General features: G+C 39.8%; 12 protein-coding genes. All 12 read left to right on the top strand.

Going from position 1 to position 13,823, the window contains the following annotated elements:
* Window positions 1-6: 6 nt before the first annotated feature.
* Window positions 7-1,221 carry a substrate-binding domain-containing protein gene (locus K9B36_RS04345; RefSeq protein WP_223700766.1) on the top strand — a complete coding sequence of 405 codons (1,215 nt, stop codon included), beginning with the start codon at window positions 7-9 and terminating at the stop codon, window positions 1,219-1,221.
* An 80-nt stretch (window positions 1,222-1,301) separates the two neighbouring features.
* The gene (locus K9B36_RS04340) at window positions 1,302-2,069 is read left to right on the top strand and encodes an ABC transporter ATP-binding protein (RefSeq protein WP_223700765.1); all 768 of its coding nucleotides are present in this window, start codon (window positions 1,302-1,304) and stop codon (window positions 2,067-2,069) included.
* On the top strand, window positions 2,053-2,760 hold the full coding sequence (locus K9B36_RS04335; protein ID WP_223700994.1) for an ABC transporter ATP-binding protein: 708 nt from the start codon (window positions 2,053-2,055) through the stop codon (window positions 2,758-2,760). The genes K9B36_RS04340 and K9B36_RS04335 overlap by 17 nt, the downstream gene beginning before the upstream one ends.
* 13 nt (window positions 2,761-2,773) lie before the next feature.
* Window positions 2,774-3,634, top strand: coding sequence for a branched-chain amino acid ABC transporter permease (locus K9B36_RS04330; RefSeq protein WP_223700764.1), 861 nt, complete (start codon window positions 2,774-2,776; stop codon window positions 3,632-3,634).
* Between the two features lie 4 nt (window positions 3,635-3,638).
* Window positions 3,639-4,640, top strand: a complete 1,002-nt coding sequence (locus K9B36_RS04325; protein WP_223700763.1) for a branched-chain amino acid ABC transporter permease — start codon at window positions 3,639-3,641, stop codon at window positions 4,638-4,640.
* 11 nt (window positions 4,641-4,651) lie between these two features.
* Window positions 4,652-4,828: a hypothetical protein gene (locus K9B36_RS04320; protein WP_223700762.1), complete on the top strand. Its 177-nt coding sequence runs from the start codon at window positions 4,652-4,654 to the stop codon at window positions 4,826-4,828.
* Window positions 4,829-4,832: 4 nt separating this feature from the next.
* Window positions 4,833-5,840, top strand: coding sequence for a 3-oxoacyl-ACP synthase (locus K9B36_RS04315; protein ID WP_223700761.1), 1,008 nt, complete (start codon window positions 4,833-4,835; stop codon window positions 5,838-5,840).
* 21 nt (window positions 5,841-5,861) lie between these two features.
* Window positions 5,862-6,788: an intracellular short-chain-length polyhydroxyalkanoate depolymerase gene (gene phaZ, locus K9B36_RS04310; protein WP_223700760.1), complete on the top strand. Its 927-nt coding sequence runs from the start codon at window positions 5,862-5,864 to the stop codon at window positions 6,786-6,788.
* Window positions 6,772-7,509: an SDR family NAD(P)-dependent oxidoreductase gene (locus K9B36_RS04305; protein ID WP_223700759.1), complete on the top strand. Its 738-nt coding sequence runs from the start codon at window positions 6,772-6,774 to the stop codon at window positions 7,507-7,509. The genes phaZ and K9B36_RS04305 overlap by 17 nt, the downstream gene beginning before the upstream one ends.
* 25 nt (window positions 7,510-7,534) lie before the next feature.
* Complete coding sequence (locus K9B36_RS04300; protein ID WP_223700758.1) at window positions 7,535-8,707, top strand: thiolase family protein; 1,173 nt, start codon at window positions 7,535-7,537, stop codon at window positions 8,705-8,707.
* Window positions 8,708-8,932: 225 nt separating this feature from the next.
* Window positions 8,933-11,986, top strand: coding sequence for an efflux RND transporter permease subunit (locus K9B36_RS04295; protein ID WP_223700757.1), 3,054 nt, complete (start codon window positions 8,933-8,935; stop codon window positions 11,984-11,986).
* Window positions 11,987-12,235: 249 nt separating this feature from the next.
* On the top strand, window positions 12,236-13,741 hold the full coding sequence (locus tag K9B36_RS04290) for an acyl-CoA synthetase (RefSeq protein ID WP_223700756.1): 1,506 nt from the start codon (window positions 12,236-12,238) through the stop codon (window positions 13,739-13,741).
* Window positions 13,742-13,823: the final 82 nt, after the last annotated feature.

Below are 13,823 nucleotides of genomic sequence, written 5' to 3'. Positions count from 1 at the left end.
AGGTCAATGAAAAAGTGGAAAACAGGATTTCTGCTTCTTAGTATGATTTTGTTGGTGCTTGCTGGCTGTAACAACAATGCAGGAACAGATTCATCAAGTGAAAACGAAGATGATAAGAAGGTAATCAAAGTAGGGGTGCTTGCTTCTCTAACAGGTGCTTTAGAGACTTACGGTAAACAAACTGTACAAGGTTTTGAACTAGGATTAGACTATGCAACAGATGGAACAATGGAGGTAAACGGTCAGAAGATTGAATTTATAGTAGAAGATACTGAAACAAAACCGGAAATTGCCATTCAGAAAGCTACTAAACTATTAGAAGAGGATGAAGTTGATTTCTTGGTGGGATCATCCAGTTCAGGAGATACGCTGGCAGTTTTACCTTTAGCTGAAGAATACGAAAAAGTAATGATTGTTGAACCGGCAGTAGCAGACAGCATTACCGGTGCAGACTGGAATAAATATATCTTCCGTACTGCAAGAAATTCCTCCCAGGATGCAGTAGCAGGAGCAGCAGCGATTGGAGGAGAGGGTGTGAAAATAGCAACACTGGCACCTGATTATTCCTTTGGTCATGACGGAGTAGCTGCATTTAAAGAAGCCGCGGTTGCACTCGGATCAGAGATTGTACTAGAAGAGTATGCCGATCCAGCAGCAACGGATTTTACTTCCAATATTCAAAAAATATTAGATGCGGACCCAGACTATTTATTTGTAGTATGGGCGGGTGCAAACTCCCCATGGAACCAGATTTCTGACATGAAAGTGCAAGACAGAGGAATTAAGATTTCAACAGGTGCACCTGATATTGCCGCTCTTTACACGATGGAGCAATTAATAGGCATGGAAGGGTTCACTGTGTACCATCATACTTTACCTGATAACCCAATTAATGATTGGTTAGTAGAGAAACATAAAGAGAAATTTGATGGGGAAGTTCCAGATCTATTCACTCCTGGCGGGATGAGTGCCGCCCTCGCCATCGTGGAAGCCTTAAAGAAAACTGATGGAAAAACAGAAGCAGATTTAATCATTGAAACAATGGAAGGTATGACATTTGATACACCAAAAGGTCAAATGACATTCCGTGCTGAAGATCATCAGGCCATGCAGACTTTATACGCTATTCGTTTAGAAAAAATGGATGGATTCGATTATCCTGTTCCAGTATTAATCAGGGAGCTCTCTCCTGAAGAAACAGCTCCTCCAGTTCGAAATTAGTTGTACAGAAGAGGAACTTTGGGGCTGAGCTCTAAAGTTCCTTCGTTCTATATTTTAAACATATAAAGGAGGGAAGCGCTATGAATCCCATATTAGAAACGAAAGACTTAACAATAGCATTTGGCGGGCATGTTGCCGTAGATAGAGTGAACTTCACTGTTGAACCTAATCATTTTAAATCAATTATCGGTCCCAATGGCGCTGGGAAAACAACTTTTTTTAATCTGTTAAGTGGACAGTTGAAACCTACAAAAGGTCAAGTTTTTTTAAAAGGGCAAGATATCACCAAGCTATCCCCCATGATTCGAACAAGAAAAGGAATTGGCCGATCTTTTCAAATTACAAATGTCTTTCCGAACCTTACTGTTCTAGAAAACGTCAGAATTGCGGTGCAATCACAACAAGGAGTAAGGTATAACATGTTTTCTCACTTTTTACATTTTAAACAATTTGAGAAAAAATCCTTAGAGCTTCTTTCAACGGTATTACTAGAAAAGAAAGCGTATTCTCTTGCCAAAAACTTGGCTCATGGAGAAAAACGTAAATTGGAGATAGCTATGCTGCTTGCATTGGACACAGAAATATTACTCCTAGATGAACCAACTGCCGGGATGTCGATTGAGGAGGTACCAGCCATTTTAGAGGTGATTAAACTGATAAAAGACAAGGGAGAACGCACGATTATTTTAATAGAACACAAAATGGATATGATTCTGGATTTATCTGATTCGGTTACCGTACTATTCAATGGAAGATTGTTGGCAGATGGTACTCCAGAGGAAATTATGAAAAATGAAACCGTGCAGTCTGCATATTTAGGAGGTTTGTATGATGACAACGCTTCTTAAAGTTGAGGGCATTCAGACTTATATAGAACAATATCATATTTTGCATGGAGTTAATTTTGAAGCAAGACAAGGGGAAGTGACTGTCCTATTGGGGAGAAATGGAGGAGGGAAAACCACTACTCTCCGAAGTGTAATGGGATTAAATCCACCACAAAAAGGCAGTATTACCTTTGATGGCAAAGATATTACAGGACGCCCTACCTATGAGATTGCTAATCAAGGGATAGGTTATGTACCTGAAGACCAAGGCGTATTCGGAGAACTGACGGTAGAGGAAAACATGAAGGTTGCGATGAGAAAACATGATGATACATCGATGGCTCGTTTAGACTGGATACTTGAACTTTTTCCAGATCTAAAGACATTTTGGAAAAAGCAGGGTGGAAACTTAAGCGGGGGACAAAAACAAATGCTTGCCATATCCCGTGCCTATGTGAACAACAGTAAGCTGCTTCTTATAGATGAACCAAGTAAAGGGTTAGCCCCTATTATGGTCGAAAAAGTGATGAACTCCATACAACAGATGAAAAAGGAAACAACAATCATTCTGGTTGAACAAAACTTTTATATGGCAAGCACCATAGGGGATTGCTTTTATATTTTGGATGATGGAAGAACCGTGCACCAGGGACTGATGCAAGAACTTAAAGAGAATGAAGAGATAAGAAGGCAATACTTAGGGATAGCGTAAAGGGGGGAGCAAAGTGGAAGTTTTCATTAACCTTGCTGTAAATGGATTAGCAACTGGAATGCTGATTTTCTTATTGGCTGCTGGTTTAACTTTAATATTTGGACTAATGGATGTTCTTAATTTTGCCCATGGCGGCTTGTTTGCATGGGGTGCCTTTTCAGGGGTTTGGGTTTATAGCACTACTGGCAGTTTTATACTTGGAATAATGGCAGCGATCTGTACTGGATTGATTCTGGGGTTTGCTTTAGAGAGGTTTATTATTCAACCCGTGTATGGCAACCATGTTCAACAAATTTTGATAACACTAGGCGTGATGCTGGTACTGAGCGAAACAATTAAAGTTGTATTTGGACCAAACCAGTTAAGTGCAAAAACGCCATCATACTTTAGTGGAAGTTGGGAATTTGGAGACATTATCATCATCAAATACCGTTTGTTCATCATCCTGGTAGGTGCTCTAATCTTTGCGGCAATTTATTATGTTTTAAAGAATACGAAGATTGGACTTATTGTTCGTGCAGGGGTTATTAATAAAGAAATGGTTCAGGCATTAGGAATTAATATTAAAAAAGTCTTTATGCTGGTTTTTATGGTAGGTGCAGCGATGGCAGCACTAGGCGGGATGCTTCTCGGACCCTATTCTGGAGTGATTTATGCTGAAATGGGATTGGAGTTTGGGATCCTGGCATTCATTGTTGTAGTTATTGGAGGGATGGGAAGCATCACCGGGTCTGTCTTAGCGGCGATACTGGTGGGATTAAGCGGTTCCTTTATGGCCTACTATGTACCGGATCTGACTTTGGCTGTAAATATGATTTTAATGGCAGTTGTGTTAATATTCCGTCCTCAAGGACTATTCGGTGTAAAGGGGTGAGAGAATGAATAGATATATGACCAAACCAAATATTGTGTATTTACTAATATTTATCATGCTCCTGCTCATTCCATTTATCACTGATTCTCGAACTCTATTAATTATTTTCACTCAAGTTTTCCTTTTTGCGATCTTTGCAATGAGTTATGATATTTTGCTTGGTTACACTGGGATTGTTTCCTTTGGTCATGCGATGTTTTTTGGAATTGGCGCCTACTCTACCGGAGTAATGCTAAAGCAATTTGATAGCACCATACCAACGCTTCTATTAGCGGTTGTGGTGGGGGCTATAATAGCAGCCTTCATCAGTTATCTTGTGGGGATGCTCTCCTTAAGATTAAAAAGTCATTTTTACGCGATGCTGACCCTAGCATTCTCAGGACTTTTTCTAGTGCTTGCAGAAAAATGGAGATCGCTTACCTATGGAAATGATGGTTTTACCTTTTCGATTCCTGAACCGTTAAAGGATCGGTTGACGTTATATCTTCTTGCCCTAATTTTGATGGGGGCTATTTTCCTCTTATTAAGAAGATTCATATCCTCTCCTTTAGGGCGTGTGCTTCAGGCAATTCGCGAGAATGAAAACCGTACAGAATCTCTTGGCTATAATGTCCTTCATTATAAAGTGATTGCAAGTGTCGTAGCAGGAGTAGTTGCAAGCATTGCTGGAAGTTTATATGTATTAACATTGAGATTTGTAAATACCTCCGTTTTTGCAGTAGATGTTACATTGGACGCATTATTAATGACAATTATTGGAGGAGTAGGAACGTTAATTGGAGCAATTATAGGTGCAGGATTAATTGAATTTGCTCATCATTGGATATCGGGACTTTCAAAGGTTCATTGGATTTTTGAGCGATGGATTATACTTTTCGGTGTGCTTTATATCCTTGTCGTCATGTTCTTTCCACAAGGCATTGTTGGAACTGCTAGAGTCTGGTGGGGAAATAGAAAAGAATCAAAAAGAAGCGCAATAAAGAATGATAATAATCTATCAGGATAGGAGGCAATAAGATGATCACTCAGCCCCAAGTTGCATCCTTTGTCGTTCGATGTGCGAGCTCAGTCGATATCAATCAAACAGAGCCCATTTGGAGAATTACTGTTAGCCATGTTCAGGGTGAGGAAGACATAACTGTTACCTCACTTGAGGATGTCTACGAATATATGAAAGGTATATTAAGCAGGTGAGTTCATGAAAAAAATAGGAATTGTAAGTACCGGAATTTATATTCCAGAAAATTTCATGACCAGCAAGGAGATTGCAGAAAAATCTGGAATACCTATATATGTGGTAGAAGAAAAAATGGGGATTAAAAGAAAGCCTATCGCATCGAACGAGGACCATACTTGTGAGATGGGAATAACAGCTGCCAAAAAAGCGCTTGAAAAAGCACAAATTGCTCCTGAAGAGATTGATTTAATTATTTATATAGGAGAGGAGCACAAGGAATATCCGTTATGGACAGCTGCTCTTTATATGCAAGAAAAGCTAGGGGCAATAAATGCAATTGGCTTTGATATGGCCTTGCGCTGCGGAACAACCATCATGGCATTAAAGATAGCGAAAGATATGATGAGTTCAGATGAATCATTAAATACGGTATTACTTGCAGGCGGTTATCGTAATGAAGACTTTATCGATTATGAAAATCCACGAACACGCTTTATGTTCAATTTAGCAGCCGGTGGGGGAGCAATCCTTCTAAAAAAAGACTATGAGAAAAATGAATTACTGTCTTCGCATCTTATTACAGATGGCTCTTTTTCAAAAGATGTTGTAGTGGTGGCTGGAGGTACGAAGCATCCAATCTCGGTGGAAGCTCTCGAAAAAGGCCTAAACAAACTAGATGTCTTGGATCCGGACGGGATGAAAAAAAGACTTGAAGAGAAATCTATGGAAAATTTCTTAAAGGCAATTCGCGGGTCATTACGCAGCAGTGGGTTAAGGGAGAAGGATGTGGATTATCTTGCTATCCTTCATATGAAAAAGTCTGCACATGATTACGTCCTAGGAGAACTCGGTTTATCTGAAGACCAATCCATTTACTTAGAGGACTATGGTCATATTGGTCAAATTGACCAAATTTTATCATTAGAACTTGCCTTAAACAAAGGGAAAATTAAAGATGGTGATATCGCAGTACTTGTTAGTGCAGGAATAGGTTATGCATGGGGAGCAACAACTATTAAATGGGGATAAGCCAATATGGGAGGTTGTATAATGAAAAGAATCGTACAGAAAAAAGTTAAACTTTCCAATGGAGAGGAGCTAGGTTACAGAGAACGCGAAGGCCAAGGCGAAACCATCTTACTTGTTCATGGAAATATGACTTCCTCTAAGCACTGGGACCTTGTCATGGAGAATATCGACCCGTCCTTTCATTTAATTGCTATGGATATGAGAGGGTTTGGAGAGTCTACCTATCATGAAAAATTTTATTCTATTAAAGAGCTCGCTTCCGATGTGAAACTTTTTGTTGATAGTTTAGCTTTGAAGGATTTCATCTTTATTGGTTGGTCAACCGGTGGAGCGGTAGGAATGCAATTTGCAGCTGATTACCCTGAATATTGTAAAAAGCTGATTTTACTTGCTTCTGCATCAACAAGAGGATTTCCAATCTTTCAAACAGATGAAACAGGAAAGCCGGACTTGACGAAAAGACTAACCGATTATGAAGAGATACTACAGGACAAAGCAAGAACTATCACCGTTACACAAGCCTATGAGACTAAAAACAAACCAATTTTGAGGATGATTTGGGATTATGCAATCTACAAGGACAATAAGCCGGAAGAAAGCCGCTATGAACAGTATTTGGAAGATATGATGACGCAGCGTAACTACCCGGAGATTTTACATGCGCTTAATACGTTTAACATAAGCAATCAATCGAATGGTCTACTAGATGGGACTGGAGATGTTACCAAGATAAACATTCCCGTATTGGTTCTGGCAGGGGAAAAAGATCTTGTTATCCCCGAACAAATGACACAAGAGATTGTTGAAGATTTAGGAGAAAAAGCAACACTCATTAAATTAAAAGGGTGCGGACACTCCCCATTAGTAGATGATCTTCCACAATTATTAGAAAGAATTACCGCATTTGTACGAAAACAGGAGGAACAGACAAATGAGACTAGCAGGTAAAGTAGCAATTATTACAGGAGCAGCGAATGGTTTAGGACTTGAAGCTGCAAGAGTATTTTTACGAGAAGGTGCGAAAGTCGCTCTTGTTGATTATGATGCAACAGCAGGAGAACAGCGTACTGCAGAATTGCAATCAGAGGGAGAAGTTGCCTTCTATCAAGTGGATGTCTCCAACCAGGCTCAGGTAGTGGAAATGGTAGGTATGGTAAAGGAAAGATTTGGAAAGATCGATATTTTAATAAATAATGCAGGCATCACTAGAGACAATATGCTTCTTAAAATGAGCAGTGAAGATTTCCAGAAAGTCATGGACATTAATGTGAACGGGGTCTTTAACTGCACACAAGCAGTGGTTCCACATATGCTTGAAAACGGTAAAGGAAAAATCATCAGCACCTCTTCTGTTTCTGGTGTGTATGGAAATGTAGGTCAGACAAACTATGCTGCTTCCAAAGCTGCGGTGGTAGGGATGACAAAATCTTGGGCAAAGGAGTTTGGACGCAAAGGAATCAATGTTAATGCTGTCGTACCAGGTTTTGTGGAAACAAGCATGGTTGCTACTGTTCCTGAAAAAGTGATTCAAGGTTTGCTACAGGTTATCCCGTTACAACGCTTAGGAAAGCCAAGTGATATTGCGAATGCCTATCTATATTTAGCTTCAGATGAGTCGGATTATGTTAATGGAACTGCCTTACATGTTGACGGTGGAATAATGATGTAATTTTTGAGGAGGTGGACTTAAAATCATGAGAAACGTCGTGATTACAGCAGCATTAAGAACGCCAGTGGGTACTTTTGGTGGAGCATACAAAGATCTTCTACCAACGGATTTAATCGTCCCTGTGATAGAAGCTGTTCTAAATGAAAGTTACCTAAAACCAAATGATGTGAACGAAGTGATCTTAGGTCAATGTATTCAGCGAACTGATCAGCCGAACACGGCAAGGACCGCTGCGTTAATGGCGGGACTAGCAGCAGAAACAACCGGTTATACGATTCAACGCCAATGTGCATCAGGTATGCAAGCAATTATTTCCGGTGCAATGCAGGTGCAAACAGGATTATCGGATATAGTCATTGCAGGTGGAGTCGAAGCGATGAGCTCAAGTCCTTACATATTAAAACAGCAAAGGTGGGGTTCACGCCTCCAACATTCTCAAGTCTATGATAGTGTTTGGGAAGTATTAGAGGATCCTCTACATCATGTGATGATGGGGGAAACAGCCGAAAACCTAGCAGATAAATTTGAAATTACAAGAGCGGAACAAGATGAACTCGCATTGTTAAGTCATGAGCGGGCAGTACGAGCAATAAAAGAAGGCTATTTTCAATCACAGATTGTTCCTGTGACCATCAAAAAGAGGAGAAGCGAGGTGGTTATCAGTGAGGATGAAGGTCCAAAACCTGATCTAAGCCTTGCTAAGCTTAGTAGTCTGCGACCGGCATTCCGAGATGACGGGACTGTAACTGCAGGGAATGCATCGAGCCTAAATGATGGAGCAGCGTGTGTCGTATTAATGGCCGAAGAAGTAGCAAAAGAGCGTGGTATCGTGCCGTTAGCTACAATTAAAGGCTATAGCGTAGCTGGAGTAGAGCCTCTGCTGATGGGGAGAGGCCCTGTCCCAGCCATTCAAAAAGGGATGGCTACTACAGGTTGGAGTATGGAGGAAATTGACTTAATGGAAATCAATGAAGCCTTTGCTGCCCAATATCTAGCGGTTGAGAAGGAGCTTGGTTTAGATCGTGAAATCGTGAATGTGAATGGCAGTGGTATAAGTATCGGCCATCCTGTAGGGTGCACTGGAGCCAGACTTGTCGTGAGTTTGGTCCACGAATTGCGAAGAAGAAAGAAATCCCGTGGCTTGGCATCTTTGTGTGTCGGAGGAGGTATGGGAGCTTCGATATTTGTGGAAGTTTAATAGAAAACGGGGATGATCAGATCACACCGGGTGCTTATCGGTAGCACTTGGTGTGTTTTTCTGTTTTCGTGAATTTTGGCTTGGTTAAACCAAAAAAATGTGATCAAATGAATAACCTTCACAAAAAACATATTCAAGCTTGCAGAGACTATCGTTCTACCATTATGATGGAATAATGTAAGCTATATAGTCAAATTTGAATAACATGCATAGGAGGACATCGCCTTGTTTAATGCACTTATAAAAAAACCAAAAGTTACCCTCATTTTTTTACTTTTATTAATTGTGATTGGAGCTATTACTTATTTCCAAATCCCTAAAAGAGAGATTCCAGAAATTTCTCTTAATGTTGGCACCATAACCACCGTTTACCCTGGTGCCGCTCCAAATGTCATAGAAAGAGACATTACGACCCCTCTGGAAAATGAGCTTCTAGATATAAAGGGATTGGATAGTGTAACAAGTGTATCAGGAGTGGGGATATCCAATATTGTATTAGAACTCACAGACAGTGCAGATCGTGATCAAGTTTTTTCCCTTGTTCGTCAAGCAGTATCTGATGTAAGCAGGGAATTTCCGGAAGAGGCAATGGAGCCTATCGTTAACTCAGATATACAAATGGGTGCAATTTCCTCTTACCATTTACTAAATGAAGATCGATCAATCTTATTAGAACAAAAAGAATTAATCAATGACTGGATTCCACAAATTGAAAATATTGAAGGAGTACGTAAGGTTTCAGTTAAAGGTTTAGCAGAATCGAATTATCTTTTAGAGATGAATATGGAAAGAATGCAGCAAAATGACGTTAGATTGCCTGATGTAATTACAGCCATCCAAAATGAGCTAGAAATTACGCCGCTTGGCAGCCAGCAAGAAGGCAATCAAGTTTCCCAGCTAACAATCGAGCATATTCAAAATATAGAAGAGGTAGAAAAAGTATTTGTAAAGAAAAATCAAGATGGCGAATCGATATATATTGGGGATTTTGCAACTCTAACGCAAATATCAACAGACCAAGAGGACTTTATTTCCTTTAATGGAACCCCAGCCCTTTCTCTTACCATTATGCAAGAAAAAGGAGTAGATATACCCGCACTACAAGCAAAGGTCGACACAGAAATGGAGCGACTCTCAAGCGACTTACCAGCAGAAGTGGAATTAAATCTGTACTACACACAAAATGAGATTGTCGGAAAAATATTTACAGATTTAGGATTATCCTTTTTAATCTCCATTTTAGCAGTAGTTTTAATTACTTTCTTTGGGCTAAACGCAGTTTCCGCTCTACTTGTAGCAATCTCTATTCCAATATCGATTGCACTTGGGTTAATTCCATTACCATATGCTTCGGTGGATTTAAACCAGATATCTATTATAGGAATCATTATTGCACTCGGAATATTAGTTGATGATGCGATTGTTGTGAATGATAATATTCAACGACGCTACCAGCTAGGTGATAAGCCGTTGGAAGGTGCTTTAACAGGGACTAAAGAGGTGAGAGTTTCCATTATCACATCGACTCTTGCCATTGTCTTTACTTTTCTTCCTTTGACGTTTATTTCCGGCCCTAATGGCGCCTTTATATCAGCTTTACCGACTATACTTATCTCCACGATCATTGGATCGACTATTGTGGCATTGACCATCGTTCCAATATTCCTGGCATGGCGTCGAAAAAAGAGCAGCAAGAAGTCGAGGGATGGACTATTAGGCAAACAGTTTGAAAACTTAAGTGACTGGTATAGTAAGAAAGTTCTAACCAAGATTGTAAAAAAACCTCTAGTAACAGGGTTTGCTGTCCTTATTTTTTGTACGGCAACTTATGCCCTTGTTCCTTTTATTCCAGTTGTATTTTTTCCAAGTGCTGACAGAGAAGAAGTAACAGTAACAGTGACTCTCCCAGCAGGAACGCCGTTGGAAGAAACCGAAGCAAGACTGCAATTAATCGAAGACAGCTTAAAAGAAGAAGAGGCCATCTATGAAACCACCATTTTTGCTGGAAGTGGAGAGCCAGGGATTTTTGGAAGTACATTATCCAACTCTGGAGAAAATACCGGTCAAATAGTAGTTAGGGTTAACAGGGAAGAACAATCAGCTGCAGCAACGATTGAAGAATGGCAACCAAAGTTGCGAGAAGAATATCCTGATGCAGTTATTATGCTATCAACCATCGAAGCAGGTCCACCTGTGGGTGCACCTATTGCACTTTCTGTTGTGGGTGAAAAAATCGATGAGTTGATGGATACCGTAAATAGGTTAAAAGAAGATATCCAAGGCTTAAAAGGCAGTGGTGCTGTGATTGATGATGTTGGTACACCTTTACCAACCATCCAATATGTTCCCGTTCGTGAGGTAATGGAGGAACATGGAATCACCGCTCAGGAAATAAGCAATCAAATTAGGCTTGTCACAGAAGGTATACCTGTAGGTTCCTATGAAGCTGGTATGGAAAGGGAAACCTTGACAATCTCACAGGATTTCGTAGAGGATGGAGAAACTCTTGAACTAAGTCAACTAGAGCTGCCAAGCAAATATGAAACAACGGAATTTGGTGCTCCGGTTCTTGTTCCGTTATCTGAGCTTGTGACTGTAGAGGAAACGGAAGCATTGCCTTTGATTCCTCATAAAGATGGAGAAAGAACGATTACAGTTAGGGTCTATCCAGGAGAAGAAGACAAACAAAAGCTTGAAGGGGAAGTAATGGAAATTGCTGAGTCTTTAGAAACTGCCACTACGTCTATTTCAGTTGGTGGAGAATCTTCAGCAAGAAGCGATTTCTTTATAGAAATAGGAAAGCTGTTCCTGATTGTCATATTTCTGATTTATATTTTGATGGTCGTACTGTTTAATTCATTAAGATTGCCACTATTAATTATGAGCTCTGTGTATCTGGCCATTTCAGGGGCTTTAATAGGATTATTCCTAACACAAACAGGGCTTGGATTTATGGCGATGATGGGGATTGTATCGTTGGCAGGTATCGTGGTTCGAAATGCGACTGTGTTTATAGAGTTTATGGAACAACGACTACAGAATGGATCATCTTTAAGTGAAGCAGTCATAGATTCAGGGAAAGCAAGACTTAGACCTGTTGTACTTACTGCTTTTACATCCATTGCTGCCTTATTACCGATAGCGTTTAGCGGGGATGTCTTGTTTACACCGCTTGCTATCTCAATTATCTCGGGAATATTCTTCTCGACTTTCTTTACTTTATTGTTTGTACCAGCGTTTTATATTGTGATTAAGAAAAAGCAAGTGAAGGAATTTTGATGAGGCACCGCAAGTTAATATTAGATTTGTAACAATGTAGAAAAGCTCGAGGACATTAAAAGTGCACTTTTTAAAGAGTGTCTTTTAATACTTTCCTCGAGCTTTTTTGTTATTCTAGTAACTAATTTTCAGTTCACTACAACTATGCTATGTGGTTCAAGGACTAGTTTGATGATGACTCTGTAACCCGCTTGTAACCCGACACTCTTATAGTAAATATAACTTGTAATGTGTAAGGGAGAGATGGAAGTGGCTATAGATTGTTCATGGTTGCAGAAACGATCACAACTGTCTCCAAGTAAAGTCGCAGTAATTGATGGCGAATCTGGAGAACGATGGAATTATCAACAATTGTATGCTCGTACGATAGATATGAAAAATAGACTACATTCACTTGGAATAAAAAAAGGGGATAGTGTTGCACTTTTATCTCCGAATGAGATGGTGTATTTTGATTTACTCTTTGCTTGTGGAGAGCTTGGCGCAATTTTTGTTCCATTAAACTGGCGCTTGTCAAACGATGAATTGGTCTATATTTTGCAAGACTGTGATGCAAAGTATTTGCTTGTGCATCCCACTATGATAGGGAAAGTTAGAATAGGACCATGCCCCATAATTTCTATAGATGATTTACCACAGCCAGCTGACTCTCAACAGAATAGGGTGTCTGTTGATTTAAATAATCCTGCTGCAATCATTTACACTGGAGGTACTACTGGTAAGCCAAAAGGTGTAATTCTTACTCATGAGAATATTATAAGCAATGCAATAAATACGATTATAAGCTGGGGACTATCTGAGGATGATGCGACCCTTACATGTTTGCCAATGTTCCATACTGGTGGTTTAAATGCCTTATCATCGCCACTTTTAATGGCAGGCGGGACGGTTGTATTAATGCAAGACTTTGAAGTGGAAAAGGTGATCGATTTTTTATGCATGTACCAATGCACAGTCGTTTTGATGGTTCCGACGATGTACCACATACTAATTGAGCATCCACGGTTTCAGAAAGAAAGCTTTCCTTCTATGAAAACGTTTCTCTCAGGGGGGGCGCCTTGCCCCATTGAAATTTATGAAGCCTTTTACAAAAAAGGTAAACTTTTTAAAGAAGGGTATGGTCTTACAGAGGCGGGCCCAAATAATTTCTATATTGATCCCAAAGAGGCATACGGAAAAAAAGGATCAGTCGGTAAACCGATGATGTTCAACGAAGTGAAGATTATGAAAAATAAGAACGAAGAAGCTTCAGTAAATGAAGTAGGAGAGATCTATTTAAAAGGGCGACATGTTTTTAGAGAATATTGGCTCAAGCCGGAAGAAACGCAAAAAGTGAAGGTTGATGGCTGGCTATGTACTGGTGATTTAGGGCGAATGGACGAGGAGGGGTATTTTTATATCGTTGGAAGGGTAAAGGATATGATTATTTCAGGTGGAGAGAATGTGTATCCATCCGAGGTAGAACAGACGCTTGCAGAGCATACTGCAGTCAAAGAGGTATGCGTTGTAGGAATACCTCATCCGAAATGGGGCGAAGGGGTGTTAGCGGTGGTCTCATTGAAAAGTCCTGCTTCTGAAAAGGAGCTAACTACCTTCTGTTCTCAAAAATTAGGAAAGTATAAAATACCGAAAAAATTTGCTTTTGTGAAAGATATCCCCAAAACGACAGTAGGAAAATTTGATAAAAAAAGCATCATTCAAACCTACAAAGAAATTTTCAAGCTACCTGAAGAAATTCAAGAAATGAAAAATTAACAAAAAGATACACCTAGTTTTTCTGCTTCACTAGGTGTATCTTTTTAATATACAGAAATAGTTAATATGAATCTTTTAGATT

Source organism: Sutcliffiella deserti, assembly GCF_020037475.1.
GTDB lineage: Bacteria > Bacillota > Bacilli > Bacillales > Bacillaceae_I > Sutcliffiella_A > Sutcliffiella_A deserti.
This window is presented reverse-complemented; position numbering and strand designations above follow the sequence as displayed.